This is a genomic window from Anaerolineae bacterium (assembly GCA_025062375.1).
GTDB lineage: Bacteria > Chloroflexota > Anaerolineae > SpSt-600 > SpSt-600 > SpSt-600.
Genome location: JANXAG010000035.1, coordinates 1 through 19926, shown reverse-complemented (window position 1 = coordinate 19926; position 19926 = coordinate 1). Strand labels below are relative to the sequence as shown.

Here is a 19926-nt window from a genome sequence, read left to right as displayed (position 1 = left end):
CCTTAAGCGAACAAAATTAACGGGACCACTGGTGACAATAAGGAAGATGAGGCCGAAAGCTTCGCCCTTCCAAGACTCACCAGCCGCCCGCGCAAAAGCAGCACCAAGCCTTCTATACTGGCTTCCTGAGGTAAAATGTGTTATAATTCCTCCGAAAAACTGAGGAGCGCGATAAATGCCAAAAGCTCCTTCTCTCTTGCGGATGGAAGGTAAAGCGCCCCTGGCTGCCAGAATGAGGCCCCGCACTCTGGATGAATTCGTGGGCCAGGAACATATAATTGGTCCAGGGAAAGTGCTGCGCCGAGCCATCGAGGCTGACCGCCTTTTCTCCAGCCTAATCCTGTGGGGCCCGCCCGGAACAGGTAAAACTTCCCTTGCTATGGTCATAGCCAATGCCACCAAAAGCCATTTCCAGAGCTTAAGCGCCGTTCTGGCCGGGGTAAAAGATCTCCAACGCATTATCGAAGAAGCCAAAGCTCGCCGAACTGCATTCGGCCAGCGCACTATCCTCCTGGTGGATGAAATACACCGCTGGAATAAGGCCCAGCAGGACGCTCTCCTACCTCACGTTGAGGATGGCACCATAATCCTCATAGGAGCCACCACCGAAAACCCTTACTTCGAAGTAATTCCCCCCTTAGTGAGCCGCTCCCGGGTCTTCCAGCTCCGCCCCCTCACTGAGGAAGAAATCCTTACCATCCTGAAAAGAGCCCTGGAGGATAAAGAACGAGGATACGGCAACCTGAAGGTGGAAATATCCACCGAGGCTCTCGAGCACCTGGCCAGAGTAGCCGGGGGCGATGCCAGGGTTGCCCTGAACGCCCTGGAACTGGCCGTTGAGTCCACCCCCCCTGACCTCGACGGCACAATTCGCATTAACCTTGATATAGCCCAGGATGCAATCCAGAAAAGGGCTATCCGCTACGATAGAGAAGGGGACGAACACTATGACACCATAAGCGCCTTTATAAAAAGCGTAAGGGGGTCAGACCCCGATGCTGCCCTCTACTGGCTGGCTAAAATGGTTTACGCCGGTGAAGACCCCCGCTTCATTATGCGCCGTCTTCTCATCCTGGCTGCAGAAGATGTGGGATTGGCTGACCCTCAGGCCATTGTGGTGGTGGCGGCGTGCGCACACGCCCTGGAATGGGTTGGCCTGCCAGAGGCCCAGTATCATATGGCGCTTGCCACCCTTTACCTGGCCACAGCCCCCAAATCCAACAGCGTCGGAGCTTACTTTGAAGCCTTAAGAGAGATTGAAGAGCACGGAGCTAAAGAGGTGCCCTTGCACCTAAGAGACCCCAGCCGTGATGCCTTGGCTCTGGGCCACGGAAAAGGCTATTTATACCCCCATGACTTCCCCGAGCATTGGGTCCCGCAACGATATCTACCCGAAGGAGTAAAAGGTGAATGGTTCAAACCATCAACGCAAGGTTATGAACAGGTTATAGCCGAAAGGCTGAGGAGGTTAAAATGCTCCGGACAAAAATAGTCTTTTGCTTATTGTTTATCCTCCCGCTCACCACCTTACCATTAGAGGCTTCTTCCTCACCTCACGCCTGGACCGGCCTATATTTCAACAACCCCTCCCTTTCAGGAAGCCCAACCCTTGTGCGCCAGGATCCTCAAATAAACTTCGATTGGGGGACAAGTTCGCCAGACCCCTCAATACCCCCAGATAATTTTTCAGCCCGATGGTTTGCTGTGCTTAACTTTACCGCCGGCCGATATCGTTTCACTGTAACCGTTGATGACGGCGTTCGCTTTTGGGTTGATGGCGAGCTCCTGATTGATAGCTGGAAGGATCAGCCCGCTACTACCTATACCGCCGAGAAAGACCTTTCCGCCGGGAACCATGTCCTCGTCCTGGAATACTATGAACGGACGGGCTTTGCTGTCGTTAAACTATCCTGGGAGAAAGTAACAGTTCCGGCTCCTGGGGTCTGGCACGGGGAATATTTCAGCAATAAAAATCTATCTGGCCCTCCCGTCTTTACCCGCCAGGACCCCGCTATAAACTTTGACTGGGGTACAGGCTCCCCTGACCCCCGTCTCCCTGCCGACGTTTTCTCCATACGCTGGACTGCTGATATTTTCTTTGACCATACCGGCTTTTATACTTTCTACGCTCATACCGACGATGGTGTAAAGGTCTGGCTTGATTCAATGCCTTTGATTGAAGCCTGGTGGGACCAATCGGCTACCACCTACTCCGTCACCCGCCATGTAACACGCGGCACTCACCGGCTTGAAGTTCACTATTACGAAAACACAGGCTTTGCTGTTATAAAGTTCTGGTGGACTCCCAGTCCCATCCCACCTGACGAAGCCATAATAGTGGATGAGCTCAGCCCTGGTTTCACCTGGGGAGGTCCTATCAGAGGACGCCGCAGCGCTCCGGTGGGTTACGGAGGACATATGTTCTGGACCTACAATGCCACCTACAGGCTGGAAAATTACGGCATATGGAGACCTTCTTTACCTCGGCCAGGATATTATGAGGTCTTTGCCTTCATCCCGAAACGATACGCCAATACCACCAGAGCCCGTTACCGCATCTTCCACGCCGGACAACGACACGACAGGATCATCAATCAGGCCCTTTTCGCCGATAAGTGGGTAAGCCTGGGCACCTACTACTTTAACGCCAGAGGCAACGAATTTGTCTTCCTCGGCGATAACACCGGGGAGCCTTACCTGAGCCGGTTCATAGGCTTTGATGCCATAAAATTTGTGCCCAGATAAGGAGGACGGTCTATGAAAAGGCTAAGATGGTGGGATTTCATCACCATTAACATTTACTGGCTCGGCCTGAACATCGCCGCCGGAAGCATAACCCCGATAATCTTACCTTTCCTGGTGGCTAAATTTGTTCCCCCCGAGGTCAAAGGCACTTATTTGTCCTACGTAAGAGTAGCAGGCTTGGCCGTGGCGATGATGATCCAGCCCATGGCCGGACTCCTGAGCGACCGTAACACTTCCCGCTGGGGAAAAAGGAGGCCTTTCATCTTCGCCGGGACAATGCTGGACCTTATCTTCCTGACCATCATAGGATTAGCGGGCGATTACTGGACCCTTTTCGTCGGCATCCTGCTTCTACAGTTCTCCTCCAACATCGCTCACGGCGCCCTTCAGGGCCTCATCCCTGACCTAGTGCCCGAGGACCAGAGAGGGAGAGCCTCAGGAGTTAAAGCTATCATGGAGCTTTTGCCCATCCTCATGGTCATAGTTGTCGGCCCTATGGTGGAGAAGGGCTATCTCTGGGGCGCTATCGGCTTCATAATGTTATCTTTTCTGATCACCATGGCTATAACTGTGGCCTTCGTCCGCGAGGAACCCCTCAAAGAAAGGCCCAGAGAACCCCTGGCAGAACCAATCTTCAGGCTCGTGGCCCTGACCGCCATCTTCGTGGGCATAACGCAACTTTCCTTGAGCTTTGTTAAATGGGTCGGTGGGCGAACAGGAGCCGCCGGTGCTGGAATTTTCATCGTGGGATTGGCAGGCCTTCTGGCGATGGCCGGTTCCATCATCATTGGCGTCTACTTTGCCGCCAGGGTTGGCCTGGGACGAGAAGCTCTCCTCCACTCCGGCTTCATCTGGTGGGTGATAAACCGCCTGCTCTTCCTGGCAGCTATAGGCTCCGTCCAGAGCTTCGCTCAGTATTTCTTGGCCGATGTCCTGAAGGTAGAGAGACCTGCCACTTTAACAGCTATCCTTATGGCAGTGGTGGCTGTTTTCCTCCTGCCTTCTGCTTTCGTGAGCGGGTGGCTCTCAGACCGAATCGGGAGGTTCAGGCTTGTGTTAGCCTCCTGCTTTACGGGCGCCCTGGGTATTCTCCTTCTACTCCTATCGCCTAATGTCCCAATGGTAATAGTAAGCGGGTGCATAATAGGGATAGGCGCTGGAATGTTCATGGCTACCAACTGGGCCCTCGGCACCGATATCGTCCCCCCTGACAAAGCTGGTCTATTTCTGGGAATTTCCAACCTGGCAGGAGCAGGTGCCGGTATAGTAGGGGCAGGCATCGGTGGCCCCATGGCCGATTTCTTCAACCTGGCTCAGCCCGGGCTCGGATGGCTCGTAATATATGCCCTCTATGGAGCACTTCTCATTATAGCTGCCTTCACCCTCTTCCGGGTCAGGCCTCCAGCTGCCCCGAAGCCCGCCTGAAAAGGAAGGAGGGCCTCTGCCTCCAGCCGACGGTGGAGGCCCTCTTCTCAATGGTGTTAAAGGAATGTTGTCCCTGTTCCTTTCAGCAATAGCTTCTGTCTTTTTCATTATCTATTCCCTGCGCACCGGAGGACCCGGTTTCCCACTGGATGATGCCTGGATCCACCAAACTTATGCCCGAAATCTTGCCCGCTATGGCGAATGGGTATATGTGCCCGGTCACCCAAGCGCTGGCTCCACCTCCCCCCTTTGGACCCTCCTTCTGACCTTCCCCTACGCTGTAGGCATTGATTGGAGGGCCTGGACTTTCTCCCTCGGGATTGCTTTCTCTGGGGCTGCTGCATGGGCAATTCAAAAGCTTACGGTTGGTTTCGGATGGGGGAAAAGGGAAGCTTTCCTGACTTCCTGCTTCCTCTCTTTGGAGTGGCACATGGTCTGGGCTGCCGTTTCCGGGATGGAAATACCTCTTTTCTCATTCCTCTCGCTTTTCTCCATGGCCCTTTGCCTGGAGGGATGGCCCTTCCAGGGGCGTTCCACCCTCCGGACGACGGGGATGGGTATTCTCCTGGGACTCCTGTGCCTTGTGAGGCCCGAGGGCTTGATCCTGGGAGCTCTCCTCTTCCTGGCTTTTCTCTCCAGAAACCCCCTGAAAGCTCTGGCTTTCGCTGGGGGAATGGCTCTCTGCCTGGTGGCTTACGGTGCTTTTAATTTTCACCTCTCCGGGAACTTCTTCCCCAACACCTTCTATGCTAAAGCAGCGGAATACCGTGAACTTGTGGAAAAATTCCCCTTATGGGTGCGAATCCGGCAGGTTGCGGCTCCGGCCCTGGTAGGGGCTCAGGTTATGCTCATACCTGGTATGCTTTGGGGAGCCCTGAAGGGGGTAAGCCTGGAGAACAGAACTTTCAGGCTTATACCTATCCTCTGGGTTATCCTCCATCTTCTGGCTTATGCCCTCCGCCTCCCTGTCGGTTACCAGCATGGACGCTACGTAATGCCTGTGATTCCGGTACTGGTGGCTCTGGGAGTTCCGGGAACTTTGGAGCTTTTGAAGAAAGTGCCACCGCTTATGGCAAAAGTGTGGGGACTTTCCACTGGGGTGCTTTTGCTGGCTTTTCTCCTGCTGGGAGCAAGAGCCTACGCAACTGATGTGGGCATAATTCAGTGTGAGATGGTCAAAGTAGCCTACTGGCTCGCTGAAAATACCCCTCCCGGCTCATTAATTGCTGTCCACGACATAGGGGCCATTGGGTATTTCTCGGGGAGGGAACTTTTAGACCTGGCAGGACTTGTCAATCCTGAGGTTATTCCTTTCATCCGAGATGAAAGCCAGCTGAAAAGATTCATACTGAGCCGCGGAGCCGATTATTTCGTAACCTTCCCTTCCTGGTATCCGACCCTTACAAAAGATCCCACCTTTGTCCCCATTTACTCCACCGGGTGTAGCTTGACCGTTGAAGCCGGTAGTGATAATATAACCGTGTATGCAGTCAAAAAAGAGCCTCTCCAGAAACCTTTGGGTGCTTTCGGGCACAACCTTTATTATGGTTACAAGTTCTATGACCTGGTCCCCTATCCTGCCCCTCTACCTGAGGGACTTGGGAGCAGGGGATGTCCAGGTTGGCTTTGCTTTTACTTTAATGACTGCAAGTTATGCAGCCACTCAATTTCTGGGAGGGATTGTCTCTGACCGTTTTGGCCGAAAGATGGCCATTGTTATCCCCACTTTCCTCTACATCCCCCTTTATGTAATCTTAGCCTTTGCCCCTTCGTGGTACGAAGCCATAGTTTTGCTGGTAATCATAAACGTAGTAGGTGCCATTCAATGGCCGGGGTTCATAGCTTTTATAGCTGAATCAGCCTCTGAAGAATCCACAGGAAGCGCTTTTGGCCTGTTTGAGTTTGTAGCCGGTCTGGGCTACATAGCCGGGCCTGCCCTGGGAGCATGGCTTATAAATTATGTAAGCTACAGACACCTTTTCCTCGGAACAGCTCTCATTTCCGCAATATGTGGTCCACTTCGGCTCGTTTTGCTGAAAGAACCGCCGAAACCTCCAGAAGCCGGAAGGGCTACTTCCTGGAAAGAGCTTCTTTCGGGTTCCTTTGTACCAGCGCTCGTGGCATCGGTGGCCATAAGCTGGCTTAACAACCTCACCATATGGGGCCCCTTCATCGCTTTACACGCCAAAGATTGGTGGGGATGGAGCGAATCGGAAGTAAACAGAGCTATAGCCATAGGAAGCATCGCCTTATCCCTGGTAAGCCTCATAGCTGGAAAGATAACCGACCGCTACGGAGATGCGCGGGTTCTTATAGTAGGGGCTTTGCTTTTTCCTGCTTTGATGGTGATCCTGGCCTATATGAAACCCTCCCTTCTCTTCTGGCTGATCTTTTTGCTACTTTTTGCATTTTCTCAGATAGCTTGGATAGCTTACAGTTCCTTCATCGCCCACCAAGCCCCACCTGAATACAGGGGCAGTTTCTTAGGAATCATAGGGACGGTTTCCGGCCTTTTGGGTTCCTTATCCCCGGGAGCAGGAGGCATTTTGAGAAGAGAATTTGGTTCCTCTGCTCCTTTCTGGTTAGCTCTGCTTTGTAGCATAGGACTGGCTATCTCTGTGCTTTTGAGAAAAGAGGAGCTGGACATTATTTACACCGTGGGGCACTCCAACCGTTCTCTGGAAGAGTTTATTGCCCTGCTCCGGAGCGAGAAGATCAAAGTAGTAGCCGATGTGCGGCGGTTCCCTTATTCCAGACTTAACCCCCAGTTCAATCGGGAAAATCTGGAAAAGGCCCTCAAAGGGGCTGGAATAGAATACGTATGGTTAGGGAACGAACTTGGAGGATATCGTGCCGGGGGATATGAAGAGCACACGAAAAGCGAGGAATTCCAGAGCGGTCTGGAGAAATTAGAATTCCTGGCCTTTCACAAACGGACGGCTTTAATGTGTGCTGAAAAACAGTGGTTCCGCTGTCATCGCCGCTTTATAGCCGACGAATTGATACGGAGGGGGTGGGAAGTGCTGCACCTGGTAGAGCCAGGCACTCCCCCAACCCACCACAAATTTAAAAGTCAGGAAAAGGGTTCGAAAAACTGAAAGCACCCTCCAGAGCAAGTTACAGGGAAACAAACACAAGGTTAAAGAAGCTAATAAAGGCTAAGAGTCCCCGTTTCTCTCATGGGCAAGTGAAACACTGCCTTCAACACCTGGTTAACGAGCTTCTGCTGCAAGAACTCAAAAATTTGCCTTTGAGACCTGATAATGATATAATCGTCTAAAATTTCCTCACAAACTGTAAGGAGGGAACGTCATGGCATCAAAAACCCGCACTGAGCAAATTATTCAGCGATTGAAAGAGCTTCAGACTTCTACCCCTGATATAGAAGCTTCCGCCGTGGTCAGCATAGATGGTCTCGTGATAGCCTCAGCTCTTCCGCCCGATGTAGAAGAAGACAGAGTCTCCGCTATGTCGGCAGCCATGCTTTCCCTTGGCGAGAGGATTGCCAGTGAGCTTGGGCGTGGGACCCTGGATCAGGTCTACATAAAGGGAGACCACGGCTACGTGGTCCTCATGTCAGTGGGAGAAGAAGCTGTTCTCACAGTCTTAGCCCGCAAGGAAGCCAAGCTTGGACTTCTTTTCCTCGACATGAAAAGGGCTGCCGAAGACCTCGCTAAACTCATCTAAGGGAGGTTAAAAGTGAGCCAAGAAAGCAAGTCCAACCTCTTTTATCCCAATAAGATTGTGCGAATTTACCTTGAAACCCTTGAGGAAGTTATGGGCAAAAAAGGCATACACGCCCTCCTTCACCTGGCCAAGCTGCCTCACCTCATAGATAACTACCCCCCCAACAACCTGGAAAAAGCCTTCCCTTTTGAAGATTTCGCCGCTCTGAACCAGGCCCTTGAAGATATGTATGGCCCAAAAGGAGGCAGAGGACTTGCTCTAAGAGCAGCAAGGGCTTCATTTGATAAGGGACTTAAGGAGTTTGGGGCTATAGTGGGGGTTGCTGATGCGGCCTTCAAGCTTTTGCCCGTTAAAATGAGGTTGAGCATAGGCCTCAAGGCCATGGCTGATGTTTTCAATCGCTTCAGCGATCAGGTGACTAAAGTGGAAGAGAAAGAAGACCACTTTGTTTACACCATTGAAGTTTGCCCGGTCTGTTACGGACGCCACTCTGACAGGCCTGTGTGCTATGCGGCTCTGGGTCTTCTAATGGAAGGCCTTAAGTGGGCCATAGGCAAAGAATTTGATGTGCGTGAGACCAAATGTATAGCCGCTGGTGATCCTGTATGCGAGTTTATAATCCCCAAGCAGCCTAAAGAAGAGGAGTGATGCCCGAGGGCAGAATCCTTATAGTAGAAGACGATGTTGAGCTGGCCGTAAGGCTCAAAGATTATTTTCAGGCTAGAGGCTATGAAGTTCTGATAGCCCATTTAGGCCAGGAAGCTTTATCTTTAGCTCGCCTCTGGACCCCGGAAATTATCATTCAGGATATTCGCCTCCCCGATATGGACGGTTTTGAAGTAGCTCGTCGCCTCGCAGAAAGCCCCCGCACTAGGGCCGTGGGAATTTTCTTTCTCACCCAGCTGGGCGATAGGGAGAGCAAGCTTCAAGGACTCAAGCTTGGGGCTGTGGGCTACATGGCTAAGCCTTTTGACCTGGATGAACTGGAGCTCAGAGTAAGGAATGCCATAAAAGCTCTGCGAAGGCCCCGACCTTTAAACCCCATAACGGGATTGTTTAATAGAGAAACCTTAGCCATTGAGCTTTCATCTTTGCTACAGGAAGGGAAATGGGCCGCCTTTCGCGTTCTTCTGGATGGCATCGAAGAGTTTATGGATTATTATGGCTTTGTGACGGCGGATGACCTTTTGAGAGCGGTGGCTTTGGTGCTCAAGAACTTGCTGGCTCAGACCAGAGCAGAGGGCCTTGCGGGTCATCTGGGGGAGGCAGATTTTCTCTTTCTATGCCCTGTAGAGAAAGCGGAAGAAATCGAGAGTAAGCTCAAAGAGACCTTAGCCCGGACAATCGCTGCTTTCTACCCGGCTAAGGAGATAGCAGGAGAACGCAGACCGACCATAACGATAAAATTAGGCAAAGCCATTATTGAAGAGGGGAAAATTTCACTTCTGGAGGAGGTGGAAAGAGCTACTACACCCCTTGAAAGCATAGACGTTTAGCTCTGAACTATGGGGCTGGCGTAACAATATATACAGCCCGAAGGGCACCGCATCAGGTAAGAGCCTATGTCCACGCTTAAGGTGCAACCGCATTCTTTACGCTGTCCTTTGTCCTTTTCAGTGGAGGCAAGGAGCCCCTTGGGGTGAAGTTTGCTCAGCAGTTCACCGTCTATGCAGCTTGAAGGTAAAGCTCCGGCCTTCAAAAGCAACGGATTAGCACAACTGTAAAGGGTAAGACCTAAAGAGCGCCCCATTTCTACAAGCTTGGAGGCTATTTCCAGCTTCTGCTCAGGGGAAGGGTCAAGCCATTTCCAGTTCCTCTTTTTCACTCTACTGTAGAAGGTGGCGAAGGAAAAGCGCACTGTGGTTATCCCGGCTTTGGCGGCAGCGATGAAAATGGGTTCAGCCAGGGGCACATTGCTTTTTATTTCCCCTGCTTCTTCCCAGAAGAGAATGGGATCAAACCGCAGACTTATTCTCAGGGGATGACCAGCGATCTTAAGAATTGCCGGCAATTGTTCTACAGCCTCCTGCCATGGTGGAACTCTTGGCTCCAGGGGTGTGGCTCCAAGGCCGGTGATAGAGAAGTGGAAGTAGAGCTGATCGTATCTTGAGAGGGCTTCTCTGATCCCGTAGCGGTTTTCTATCAGAGGTCTAAAATTTTTGCTCCAGAGCACAATAGTGTGGACATTTTCTGGCCTGAGGGAGACAACGTAGGGTTTGAAGGTAAAAGGATGCAGCACAGTTGTTTCTCCCCTTTTTATGGCTTTAACAAACCAAGCAGAATACCAGGCGATTATATCCGTGCGCCTGGAGGCGGATATAACCAAAAGTAGGGCCCTGTAACTATCCTCTTCGGGCTCAGATGGGAAAGCTACAGGGCCCATCAAGTCCTGGAGGCTTTCCTTAATCCCACCCTCCTGTAGGGGCACGTCCTGGATGTAAGGCCTGGTATTTGGCCTTAAGCTCTTCTTTGCTCTCCCTCCTGTTGGGGTCAGGAACGCAGGCACCGACCGGACAAACTGAAGCGCACTGGGGTTCGTTGTAAAAGCCGACGCATTCGGTGCACTTTTCGGGGTCTATTACATAACGGTCAGGTCCCTCACTTATGGCCTGGTTGGGGCACTCGGGTTCACAAGCCCCGCACAAGATGCATTCTTCCGTTATCATGTAAGCCATTTTGCACCTCCTGGGGAAAAATCAACTCTAATTTTACACAGTACAGAAGGATTTGCCAAATTAGGGGGGCCTCTTCGCAGCAGGTTCGTTTGACAGAAAGGTTTTACATTATTATACTTAGGGCAGGAGGAAGCCGTGGATTCTGGCATTATAAGTAAGATTTACAAAGCCAAGCGCTATGCTCAGGAGCCTGAAAGGGTTACCTTCATCAAGTTTGAAGTCCAATTTAGAGGAGACCATAGCACCTACGTGGTGACTTTTGACCAGGGAAAGTGGCATTGTAACTGCCGGTTCTTCTCCTTGAGAGGCACCTGCAGCCATACGATGGCCCTGGAGAGGATCTTGAGGACCATGCTTCCTGGCGGGAAAAATGAACCGTAGATGGCATTTCTGGCTCGGCATTCTGGTAAGCGCTTTGTTTTTATATTTCGCCCTCGCTGGCCTTAAGCTTGATGAAGTATGGCAGAACATAAAGACCGCCCGCTACATCTGGCTTGCCCCCGGCGTTCTGGTCTATTTCCTGGCGGTATGGGGTCGTACTTGGCGGTGGCATTACCTTCTGGCTTCCATCCAGAAGGTTAAGATTACCAGCCTTTTCCCCATCGTGGTGATCGGATACATGGGCAATAACATTTACCCCGCCAGAGCAGGGGAAATCCTGAGAGCTTATGTCCTCAAACGCAGGGAAGGGATAAGCATAAGCTCCTCCTTAGCCACTATTCTGGTGGAAAGGGTTTTTGATGGCGTTGTTATGTTGTTTTTTGTGTTTGTTTCTCTGCCCCTTGTGCCCATAGCTCCCAATCTGCGCCATTTAGTCATAGGGTCAAGCCTCCTTTTCTTCGGAGTTTTAGGAGGGGTTTTCCTCGTGGCAGCCAAACCCGAAAAAGCCAGGATCCTCTACCGCAGGGGTGTGGAGAAACTCTTACCGGACCGATTCCAGGCCAAAGTTGAGAGCCTTCTGGATAAGTTTATGGAAGGATTGGGAGGACTGCGTCGCCCTCAGGATGTGCTGATGGTTTTTCTGACCTCTGTCTTTATCTGGCTTACGGAAACCACAAAATACTGGTTTGTGATGCACGGTTTTGAATTTCAGGTGCCCTTCTATGTTCTGATGCTTATGACAGCAGTGGTTAACCTCGCCACCACTTTGCCCTCTTCTCCAGGTTACATAGGGACCTTTGACGCTCCAGGGATAAAGATTCTGGTTCAATTCGGAGTGCCAGGCCCCATAGCTGCAGGGTACACCCTGGTTCTACACGCCGCCCTTTGGCTCCCGATTACTTTGTTGGGCATATTTTACATGTTCAGGGAAAGCTTAACCTGGAAAGAGGTCCAGGCAGAAGCTGCCGGAGGGACAGGGAAGTGAAGGGTTTCATTGATAAGGAACGTATAGAGAAAGCAGTTCTGGATATAATCGTAGCTATAGGGGAAGACCCCAACAGGGAAGGTCTCCGAGACACCCCCCGCCGCATCGCCGAAATGTACGCAGAACTCTTTGAAGGGTTGCACCAAGACCCTATGGAGGTCCTTACGGTTGGGTTTGAGGAGGAAGAACACCAAGAGATGGTAATCTTAAGGGATATACCCTTTTATTCCATGTGCGAGCATCATTTCCTCCCCTTTCACGGAGTCGCTCACATAGGCTACATACCGGAAAAACGCATAGTGGGGATTTCCAAGTTAGCCCGGGTGGTGGAAATCCTGGCCCGAAGGCCTCAGCTCCAGGAACGCCTCACTGGCCAGATCGCCGATGTCATTATGGAAGGCCTCCAGCCTAAAGGCGTCGGCGTCATCATTGAAGCCGAACATCTATGCATGACTGCAAGAGGGATTAAAAAGCCCGGAAGTATTGTGGTGACTTCGGCTAATAGAGGGATTTTCAGGTCCAAGCTGGCTACCAGACAGGAATTCTTGAGCCTTATCCGCAATTCTCGCCGCCGATAAGATGAGTCACAGTGGACGGCTTCCTTCTTTGAAGATATGGCTAATCCTATCATTGCCCTTACTTCCGTGGGTTCCTTACCTTGGAGAATTCGCTTTCCCGAAGGGGAACCCTTATTCCGACATCCTCGTAGCCCACTATCCGAATTTTATCTACCTAAGAAAATCCATAACGTCCTGGCATACTGTGCCTTTCTGGTCGCCTCTCATCTTCAGCGGTTACCCCTTTTTTGCCAATCCCCTTTCGGGCTTGTGGTATCCCCCAGGGTGGCTCGGGGTTATCTTACCCCTTCCCCTGGCCTTCAATTTCCTGATTCTGGCCCACCTGCTGTGGGGAGCTGTCGGCCTGTACATGCTGGCCAGGACTCAGGGCATAGGGGAAAGGGGTGCATTGCTTTCAGCTCTGGCCTGGGAAGTTTTACCCAAGACTATGGCCCACTACGGTGCCGGACACCTTACCCTGGTCTATGCTCTCTCCTGGACCCCCTGGCTTCTGACCGCTGAAATCCTCTGGCCCAGATGGGTTCCGGTATTCCTGGCCCTCACCTTTCTCGCCACCCCTCAGTGGGCCGGTTATGCTTTCGTTCTCTGGCTCATCTGGAGCTTGCGCCACACCATTAAAGGGCAAGGGTTAAATCATATTCCAGCCTGGGGATGGAGAGCAGCGCGGAAAGTTGCTCTCGCTTCCCTTCTCAGTTTCTCTCTGCTTATCCCCCTGCTGGAATTTACATTCCTGAGCACCCGTTCCAGGATGACACCGTCCGATGTCTTGGTTTTTTCCCTTCCGTTCCCCCAACTCCTGGGCTTCTTTTTCCCTTCCTTTGGCTCTTTCCACGAATTTTTCATCTATCCCGGCGCTGTGGTCGTTACTCTGGCGATCGCGGGCGGATTCAACAGATTCTGGTGGCTTACAGCTCTGGTAAGTTTGGCCTGGGCCCTAGGGGAAAATCTCCCCGCCGCTCATCTCGTAGCTTCCCTGCCTGGAATAAGTCTCCTCAGGGTTCCTTCCCGCAGCATCTTCATAACCTGTATGGCCCTGACCTTTCTGGCTGGAGAGGGTGTTGAAAGATTTATTGCCGGGATAGAGGGCAAAGCCTTAAAACGAGCTCGCCTTTCCCTGGTAGCTCTTCCAGCTTTTTGCTTTATGTTAACCATTGGGCTCTGGGTGCTCGAAATCAAGATAGCTATATGGGCTCTGTGGGGAGCGATGGCTTTCGTCCTCGCTGCTTTTCTGGCCTGGAAACTCCACAGCTCCGGCTCCATCCACTTGTGGCTCGCTTTGATAGCTTTTCTGGTGCTAGAAAATTGGGGGGTGAACTTGAAGCTGCTGGATTTCCGCTCCCCGCAGGAAGTCCTGGCGGAGAAAGCCGAGGTAGCCGAATTCCTTGCCCGGCAGCAAAGGCCCTTCCGGGTTTATGCCCATTCTTACGTTCTTCCGCCGCATACAACGGCCCTTTACGGTCTGGAAATGGCCAGCGGTATTGATCCCCTGCACCTTAAGGCTTACGCTTCTTTCATGGAAGGAGCTACCGGAGTTCCATACGGAAGCTACAGCGTGACTATACCACCTCTCACTGGAGAGGACCCCTTCACCGCAAACAAGGGGTATGCACCCGACCCCCGCAAACTGGGGCTTCTCAACGTTAAGTATGTGGCTTCAGGATTTCCGCTGGAGGTTGAAGGACTTAAAGAGATAGCGCGTTTTGGGGAGGTAAGGATATACGAGAACGATTACGCGAGGCCCCGCGCATGGGTTGAGGACTCTTCCGGACCCAGGCCGGTGGATTACTGGGAATGGGCCCCCAACAGACTTCGCCTTAAAGCTAGAGGCCCTGGCCTCCTGGTGGTTTCGGAAATAGCTTACCCGGGATGGGAAGGGTTTGTGGATGGGAAAAAGCGGCCGGTGGAAGTGGTGGGAGGCGTTCTCCGGGGTATCAGCCTTGAAGAGGGAATGCATGAAATAGAGATGCGATTTAGACCTCTGAGCCTGAAAATGGGCCTGGTGGGTTTGATTTCAGGTTTATGCTTCCTCTTTCTGGAACAGAGGTTCGGGAAAATGGGTGCAATGGCCTTACAGAAGGGCTTAGCCTTTTATTCTTCGCGAGTAAAAAGGGCTTCCTCGTAAAATCCTCCAGCGTTCCACCACAGCCAGCCCCAGGCACCAGCCTCCTCAGCTGCCCGACGCTGAGCTTTGAATTGCTCTAAAGTGTAGGTTACTCCGTAAAGGGAATAATGCTGAAGCCAGGGGCGAACGAGGGCCTTGCTTCTTTCTCTGGCTTTGAGAGTGCTCCGGTAAACCACATCGTAAGGGTGAAGAGCTGGATTCTCGTAACCCAGGGCACCGGGGGCAAAAGTTGAGGGGTAAACCATGGGGCAAAGATAGTCCACATAAGGGGATATATCCTCGATCCGCTGCCCTATGCCCATATCCCCTCCCCCTTCAACCCACGGAGTGAGCCCAAAGACATCGGCTGAAAGAAACACAGGCAAAGGGGCTAAAGCTTCGGAAATCGCTTTTATGAACTCGCGAATGGCTTCGGTCCTGGTCTCCAGAGTGTTGGTTTCTTCCCACGCTATAGCCCCAAGGTCCCCATCCGAAGGGAACCGGATGTAATCCAGATTTATTTCGTCGAACCCCATAGAAGCTACTTCCTTGGCCAAAGCGATGTTATAATCCCACACCTCTCTGCGGAAAGGGTTCCCCCAGCCCAGTTCCTCCCGATCAAGCCAAACTGTCCCGTCCTTCCTTCTGACAGCAAGATCAGGCCTGCCGGTAGCCAGGGGATTATCTTTAAAGACTACGATTCTGGCGATGGTGTAAATCCCTTTTTCCCGGCAAAACCTGAGGATCTCCTGGAGGGTCTTGCTTTCTCTTTCCCGGATTATCCCCAGTTCTCTGGCCAGAGGCACCTGTGAATCCCAGGCCAGAAAACCCCGATCGCTTTTCACGTCCACCACAATGGCATTGAGCTCGGTTTTATCCACCAGCTCCAGAAGTTCTTTCACCCTATCAGGCCTGGCGAGGAGAACGAAGGGGATGTAAATCCCCCGCACCTGAAAAGGTTCAAGGCTGAGGTTCAAAGCCGGAGAGTCCCTTTCCCAATCCCCGTGGCTGGGATTAACTCGGAGTAGAGTGTAACCGGGCGCCTTCACTGTTATTTCTCCTTCTGGGGGGACTCCTTCCACTTTCAGTTCGCCGCGCCAGGAGGGGCCAAACCTTTTACCGGCAATGTAAACCCAGGCACCAGAAATGGGTTCACCCGTGGAAGCATCACGAATTTTGGCCCCCCAAACGAGCGACGGAAGTTCTAAAACAATGGTCTCTTCTCCTTTAAAGGTTGTGTAAGCGGAGGCATGGGTTGAAGAGGACGCACTGATAATCTCCCCATCAGCCGGGGCCGGCAGCAGCACCTCCCCTTTTTCGTCGGTCAGGAAGGAAACACCCCCGCAATGAACCTCTGCTCCCGGTAGAGGTCTGAGGGTAAACTTCTCCACCACCCTCACCAGAACTAACTCAGGGCGAAGGGCTACACGCAAAGTAGCAGCTTCAGTCCCCGTGAAGGAGAGGGTGGTGCTGAAATAGCCCTCTAATTTAAAGTAAATCTCCTCGCCTTTGACCACCCTCCTCAGGGTGAAACGGCCGTGCTCATCGGAGAAGCTCTCCCAATCGGCAGTGTGGACCAGCACTTTCGCTAACGGCAGGCCGGTAAAGGCGTCTGTGACAAAACCTTCTACCCGGTTGGGCCGCAGGAAAAAAGTCTGAGGAGAAAAAAGCTCTTCTTCCGAACGGAACGCAACTTTTAATTCCTCATAGCCATCAGCTGAAATGGAAAGGCTGAGAGGCAGCGAGGGCTTTTCTAACCGGAAACGGCCGTCGGGGCCTGCCTTCAAGCTGAAATTTTCCCCTCGGATCAGGGCATAGCCCACCGGAGAGCCGTCAAGCTCATCCTGAATTTTTCCTTCTAAAATCAAAGGCTCAAGGGTCAAATGAAGGGGTGGATTGAAGGAGAAAAGGGTAACTTTGATTTTTCCCTTGAAAGTCCTGTAACCAGGGGCCTGGACTTCTACAGGGTGCTCCCCTCTTCTGGTTCTGAGGTTAAAGCTTCCCGTAGCCCTGAACTTCTTTCCATCCAGAGAGATGGTGGCTTCAAGAGGCCGGCCTTCCCTATCAGTCACCACTATTTCAAGGCCGACTTCACCCGCCAGCCAGGCTGTTATGGCTATGAAAATGGAGGAAAGCAGGGTGAGGAAAAGGGAGGAAATTGCCCTTTTCATTTGAAGATTTCCCAGTAGCGAAGGATATCCAGGAGCTTGTAATCTGTCATGTCCAAGTGGAGGGGGGTTACGGAGATATAACCTCTGGCAACAGCCCCCACATCGGTGCCTTCTTCAATGATGTCTTTTGGAGGGCCTCCTCCAAGCCAATAATAATCCTTTCCTCTGGGGTCCTGGCGCTTTATGAGCTGATCTTCGTAAAAGCGCCGCCCAAGCCGGGTTACCTGAACTCCTTTTATCTGATCCTTAGGTATGGCGGGGACGTTAACGTTGAGCAATGTGTGGGGTGGAAGGCCTTTTTTGAGCACGTAATAGGCCAGATGGGCGGCAAACTCAGCTGCTGGGGTGTAATCGGCATCCGGGGAGAAAGTGTCCAGGGATACCGCTATGGCTGGAACGCCAAAGATGGCGGCCTCAATTGCAGCGGCAACGGTCCCAGAATAAGTTATATCATATCCCATATTCCCCCCCAGGTTTATGCCCGAAACCACCAGCTCGGGTCTTCTGGGGAAGAAGCCCAGCATCGCCAGGGCCACGCAATCGGAAGGGGCCCCATTAGAAGCGTAAGCGATTGAACCATCAGCTAAGCGAACCTCCTCCACCCTCAGTGGCTTGTGCATAGTTTTGGGGTGTCCCGCCGCTGACCAGTTGTGATCCGGGGCCAGGACTGCTATCTCACCCAAAGGCTCCAGGGCTTTTTTAAGGGCCAGGAGGCCTGGAGCATCCACACCATCGTCATTGGTTATCAAGATATAGGGCATTTTCCTCCTCCACAGTTGTCAAATTATAACTGGAGAACTCAAAAGAGCAAAAAAGGTTCGGTAGCTCAGGGATGCGCCACGGTCCGGAAGCCGTCGGCCTAAGGGGACGGACGATTTTTAACGCAGGGCCTTTCGGTGTAAAATAATGCAAAAACCTGGGGAGGTAGTGGAAATGAAAGTAGCGTCCCGGATGCTCAGGCTTGGAACTGAAACGGCTTTTGAAGTGCTCGCCAAAGCCAGGGCTCTTGAAGCGCAGGGCCGGAAGATCATCCACCTGGAAATTGGAGAGCCCGATTTTGATACCCCGCAATTTATAATTGAAGCAGCTTACGAAGCCATGAAAAATGGCTACACCCACTATACCCCATCGGCCGGGATATGGGAGGTGCGGGAAACCATTGCCGAATACATCTCCGAAACCAGAGGCATTGATGTGGGCCCAGAAAACGTTGTGGTAGTTCCGGGAGGAAAGCCCATAATATTCTTCTCCATTCTAGCCCTCTGCGAGGAAGGAGATGAGGTGATCTACCCTAACCCCGGCTATCCCATCTACGAATCAATGATTAACTTTGTGGGAGCAAAGCCTGTGCCCATGCGCCTGCGGATGGAAAACAATTTCTCCTTTGATCCTGATGAATTCCGAAGTCTGGTTACCCCCCGCACCAAGATGATCGTGATAAACTCCCCGGCTAACCCTACCGGGGGGATTTTATCCAGAGAGGACCTGGAAATCATCGCTGAGGTAGCTCTTGAGCGGGATATAATGGTCCTTTCGGATGAAATTTACAGCCGCATCGTTTACGAAGGGGAATTCTACAGCATCGCCAGCATTCCAGGGATGAAGGACCACACCATAATCCTGGATGGTTTTTCCAAGACCTACGCTATGACCGGGTGGAGGCTTGGCTACGGGGTTATGCCTGCCTGGCTTGCCGAACACGTCACCAGGCTTATGACCAACTCCAACTCCTGTGCCGCCGCTTTCACCCAGATCGCCGGGATGAAAGCTCTCAAAGGCCCTCAGGACGCCGTAGACAGGATGGTCCAAGCGTTCCGGGAACGCCGGGATGTTATGGTGGAAAGGCTCAATAAAATTCCAGGGTTTAAGTGCCTCAAGCCCGCCGGTGCCTTCTACGCCTTCCCCAACATTGAAGGAACGGGGATGAAGAGCAAAGAACTGGCCAATTACCTCCTCTACGAAGCAGGCGTTGCTGTCCTTTCAGGGACCTCTTTCGGGGAATATGGGGAAGGATTCCTAAGGTTCTCTTACGCTAATTCCCTGGAAAACATAAACGAAGCATTGGACCGCATTGAGGAGGCTCTCAGGAAAAAGGGGGTAGGATAAATCGGGCAAGGACCCGGAGAAGGGTCGGGGGGTGAAGGAGCATATTTGCGTAGCTGGCGTTAGCCATGGGACAGTAGCACTCCCCCGCTTTTATGCTCCGGCGAACTGATTCTATCCTCTCCCCAAACCATATGGGCCTCAGGTCATAGCCCGTCTCCCGGAGGTTCCCTACAGGTTCTGCTCTCGTGCAGCAGGTCCAGACATCCCCGTCGGGAGCGATGTGACCTGAGGCCCATCCTGCATAACAGGGGATTACCTGCCGTTTTTCCCTGAGAATTCTTTCGGTAAGGCGGTAATATTCGTGCCGAAAAGCCTGCGTAAGCCTGGGTATCCCCTGAAACTGCTTCGCCCCGGTAACTTCCAGGAGTTTCTCCATAGCCCTCCGGTATTCCTGAGGCAAAGGAGTTATCGGCAAGCCAACAGTGCGAAGCTCCTCCCTTTCTTCTGCCACTTCGGTTATGTAAGAATCGGGGTTAAGGGCCATCAGAGCGGAAGCTATTTCCCCCATCCTATCCACATTAAAGCGGGAGATAACGGTGTGGATGGTGAGGATAAGGGCGGGGTGACGGATACCTCTCAGGGCACGGTAGGTTTCCATAGCCCTTTCCCAGTTCCCGGGCACGTTGCGGATGCGGTCGTGCTCTTCCCCAACCCCATCCAGGGACAGGTTTATCCCCAGCTTTGTTCCACTGGGCATCTTATCCAACATCCTTTTCACCTCTTCCGGGATGCTCCGACTGAGGAGGCCATTCGTGGGGATAGTGATAAGGGCTGGCCTCAAAATTTCCGCAGCCTTTACCACTATTCGGGCGAGGTCTTTCCTGAGGAAGGGCTCTCCCCCACTGAAGGTTAAGTAGTATAAGCGAGCAGGGGCGAGACGCCGGAAAAACTCCTCCCACTCTTCCTCACTCAACTCTTCAGCTGAGCGTTCCCACACCCGGCACGTGGAGCAGCGAGAATTACAACGGTAGGTCAGGCTTATCACCAGGCTGAAAGGCAAAAGCTGGGGCTTTCCTACAGCCCTGAAAAATGGATAAAGGGGAACCGGCACCATCACGCAACCCTCAGGATA

Annotated in this window: 18 protein-coding genes; 13 read left to right on the top strand and 5 right to left on the bottom strand. The window is 52.3% G+C overall.

Annotated elements, in window-relative coordinates; all coding sequences use genetic code 11:
* Positions 1–175: 175 nt before the first annotated feature.
* The 8 genes from NZ653_08465 to NZ653_08430 all read left to right on the top strand — a co-directional run bounded on the left by NZ653_08465 (position 176) and on the right by NZ653_08430 (position 9353).
* Positions 176–1492 carry an AAA family ATPase gene (locus NZ653_08465; GenBank protein ID MCS7287152.1) on the top strand — a complete coding sequence of 439 codons (1317 nt, stop codon included), beginning with the start codon at positions 176–178 and terminating at the stop codon, positions 1490–1492.
* The gene (locus NZ653_08460) at positions 1474–2745 is read left to right on the top strand and encodes a PA14 domain-containing protein (GenBank protein MCS7287151.1); all 1272 of its coding nucleotides are present in this window, start codon (positions 1474–1476) and stop codon (positions 2743–2745) included. Before NZ653_08465 ends, NZ653_08460 begins: the two co-directional genes overlap by 19 nt.
* A 12-nt stretch (positions 2746–2757) precedes the next feature.
* Positions 2758–4170, top strand: coding sequence for an MFS transporter (locus tag NZ653_08455; GenBank protein ID MCS7287150.1), 1413 nt, complete (start codon positions 2758–2760; stop codon positions 4168–4170).
* 64 nt (positions 4171–4234) lie between these two features.
* Positions 4235–5860: a hypothetical protein gene (locus NZ653_08450; GenBank protein MCS7287149.1), complete on the top strand. Its 1626-nt coding sequence runs from the start codon at positions 4235–4237 to the stop codon at positions 5858–5860.
* Positions 5745–7268, top strand: a complete 1524-nt coding sequence (locus tag NZ653_08445) for an MFS transporter (protein MCS7287148.1) — start codon at positions 5745–5747, stop codon at positions 7266–7268. The genes NZ653_08450 and NZ653_08445 overlap by 116 nt, the downstream gene beginning before the upstream one ends.
* 214 nt (positions 7269–7482) lie before the next feature.
* Positions 7483–7857: a roadblock/LC7 domain-containing protein gene (locus tag NZ653_08440; protein MCS7287147.1), complete on the top strand. Its 375-nt coding sequence runs from the start codon at positions 7483–7485 to the stop codon at positions 7855–7857.
* A 12-nt stretch (positions 7858–7869) separates the two neighbouring features.
* Positions 7870–8505, top strand: coding sequence for a 4-vinyl reductase (locus NZ653_08435; GenBank protein MCS7287146.1), 636 nt, complete (start codon positions 7870–7872; stop codon positions 8503–8505).
* The gene (locus NZ653_08430) at positions 8505–9353 is read left to right on the top strand and encodes a response regulator (GenBank protein ID MCS7287145.1); all 849 of its coding nucleotides are present in this window, start codon (positions 8505–8507) and stop codon (positions 9351–9353) included. Before NZ653_08435 ends, NZ653_08430 begins: the two co-directional genes overlap by 1 nt.
* Here the strand turns inward: NZ653_08430 and NZ653_08425 are convergent.
* Positions 9350–10240, bottom strand: a complete 891-nt coding sequence (locus tag NZ653_08425) for a DUF1848 domain-containing protein (GenBank protein MCS7287144.1) — start codon at positions 10238–10240, stop codon at positions 9350–9352. The two genes, NZ653_08430 and NZ653_08425, sit on opposite strands and share 4 nt — an antisense overlap.
* A gap of 19 nt (positions 10241–10259) precedes the next feature.
* Positions 10260–10532, bottom strand: a complete 273-nt coding sequence (locus NZ653_08420; GenBank protein MCS7287143.1) for a YfhL family 4Fe-4S dicluster ferredoxin — start codon at positions 10530–10532, stop codon at positions 10260–10262.
* 135 nt (positions 10533–10667) lie between these two features.
* Here NZ653_08420 and NZ653_08415 point away from each other — a divergent pair, with 135 nt between their 5' ends.
* From NZ653_08415 to NZ653_08400, 4 genes are read left to right on the top strand one after another with little or no spacing between them, the layout of a single operon-like run.
* Positions 10668–10913, top strand: coding sequence for a hypothetical protein (locus NZ653_08415; protein MCS7287142.1), 246 nt, complete (start codon positions 10668–10670; stop codon positions 10911–10913).
* Complete coding sequence (locus NZ653_08410) at positions 10903–11898, top strand: flippase-like domain-containing protein (GenBank protein MCS7287141.1); 996 nt, start codon at positions 10903–10905, stop codon at positions 11896–11898. Before NZ653_08415 ends, NZ653_08410 begins: the two co-directional genes overlap by 11 nt.
* The gene (gene folE / locus NZ653_08405; protein MCS7287140.1) at positions 11895–12476 is read left to right on the top strand and encodes a GTP cyclohydrolase I FolE; all 582 of its coding nucleotides are present in this window, start codon (positions 11895–11897) and stop codon (positions 12474–12476) included. Before NZ653_08410 ends, folE begins: the two co-directional genes overlap by 4 nt.
* 28 nt (positions 12477–12504) lie before the next feature.
* Positions 12505–14598 carry a YfhO family protein gene (locus NZ653_08400; protein MCS7287139.1) on the top strand — a complete coding sequence of 698 codons (2094 nt, stop codon included), beginning with the start codon at positions 12505–12507 and terminating at the stop codon, positions 14596–14598.
* On the opposite strand, the gene NZ653_08395 is transcribed toward NZ653_08400, so the two are convergent.
* Together NZ653_08395 and surE are read right to left on the bottom strand one after the other, a co-directional pair.
* On the bottom strand, positions 14565–16748 hold the full coding sequence (locus NZ653_08395) for a putative glycoside hydrolase (GenBank protein ID MCS7287138.1): 2184 nt from the start codon (positions 16746–16748) through the stop codon (positions 14565–14567). The two genes, NZ653_08400 and NZ653_08395, sit on opposite strands and share 34 nt — an antisense overlap.
* Positions 16745–17509 (bottom strand): 5'/3'-nucleotidase SurE, encoded by a 765-nt coding sequence (gene surE / locus NZ653_08390; GenBank protein MCS7287137.1) that lies wholly within the window; start codon positions 17507–17509, stop codon positions 16745–16747. The genes NZ653_08395 and surE overlap by 4 nt, the downstream gene beginning before the upstream one ends.
* A 172-nt stretch (positions 17510–17681) precedes the next feature.
* On the opposite strand from surE, the gene NZ653_08385 reads away from it, so the two are divergent.
* Positions 17682–18854 (top strand): pyridoxal phosphate-dependent aminotransferase, encoded by a 1173-nt coding sequence (locus NZ653_08385; GenBank protein MCS7287136.1) that lies wholly within the window; start codon positions 17682–17684, stop codon positions 18852–18854.
* On the opposite strand, the gene NZ653_08380 is transcribed toward NZ653_08385, so the two are convergent.
* On the bottom strand, positions 18832–19908 hold the full coding sequence (locus NZ653_08380; protein MCS7287135.1) for a radical SAM protein: 1077 nt from the start codon (positions 19906–19908) through the stop codon (positions 18832–18834). The two genes, NZ653_08385 and NZ653_08380, sit on opposite strands and share 23 nt — an antisense overlap.
* Between the last annotated feature and the right edge of the window lie 18 nt (positions 19909–19926).

What these genes read in the sequence shown, in the direction of transcription:
- NZ653_08465 (MCS7287152.1), top strand. Translation starts at nt 176, where the DNA reads ATGCCAAAAGCTCCTTCTCTCTTGCGGATGGAAGGTAAAGCGCCCCTG.
- NZ653_08460 (MCS7287151.1), top strand. Translation starts at nt 1,474, where the DNA reads ATGCTCCGGACAAAAATAGTCTTTTGCTTATTGTTTATCCTCCCGCTC.
- NZ653_08455 (MCS7287150.1), top strand. Translation starts at nt 2,758, where the DNA reads ATGAAAAGGCTAAGATGGTGGGATTTCATCACCATTAACATTTACTGG.
- NZ653_08450 (MCS7287149.1), top strand. Translation starts at nt 4,235, where the DNA reads ATGTTGTCCCTGTTCCTTTCAGCAATAGCTTCTGTCTTTTTCATTATC.
- NZ653_08440 (MCS7287147.1), top strand. Translation starts at nt 7,483, where the DNA reads ATGGCATCAAAAACCCGCACTGAGCAAATTATTCAGCGATTGAAAGAG.
- NZ653_08430 (MCS7287145.1), top strand. Translation starts at nt 8,505, where the DNA reads ATGCCCGAGGGCAGAATCCTTATAGTAGAAGACGATGTTGAGCTGGCC.
- NZ653_08425 (MCS7287144.1), bottom strand. Translation starts at nt 10,240, where the DNA reads ATGGGCCCTGTAGCTTTCCCATCTGAGCCCGAAGAGGATAGTTACAGG.
- NZ653_08420 (MCS7287143.1), bottom strand. Translation starts at nt 10,532, where the DNA reads ATGGCTTACATGATAACGGAAGAATGCATCTTGTGCGGGGCTTGTGAA.
- NZ653_08410 (MCS7287141.1), top strand. Translation starts at nt 10,903, where the DNA reads ATGAACCGTAGATGGCATTTCTGGCTCGGCATTCTGGTAAGCGCTTTG.
- NZ653_08395 (MCS7287138.1), bottom strand. Translation starts at nt 16,748, where the DNA reads ATGAAAAGGGCAATTTCCTCCCTTTTCCTCACCCTGCTTTCCTCCATT.
- surE (MCS7287137.1), bottom strand. Translation starts at nt 17,509, where the DNA reads ATGCCCTATATCTTGATAACCAATGACGATGGTGTGGATGCTCCAGGC.
- NZ653_08385 (MCS7287136.1), top strand. Translation starts at nt 17,682, where the DNA reads ATGAAAGTAGCGTCCCGGATGCTCAGGCTTGGAACTGAAACGGCTTTT.
- NZ653_08380 (MCS7287135.1), bottom strand. Translation starts at nt 19,908, where the DNA reads ATGGTGCCGGTTCCCCTTTATCCATTTTTCAGGGCTGTAGGAAAGCCC.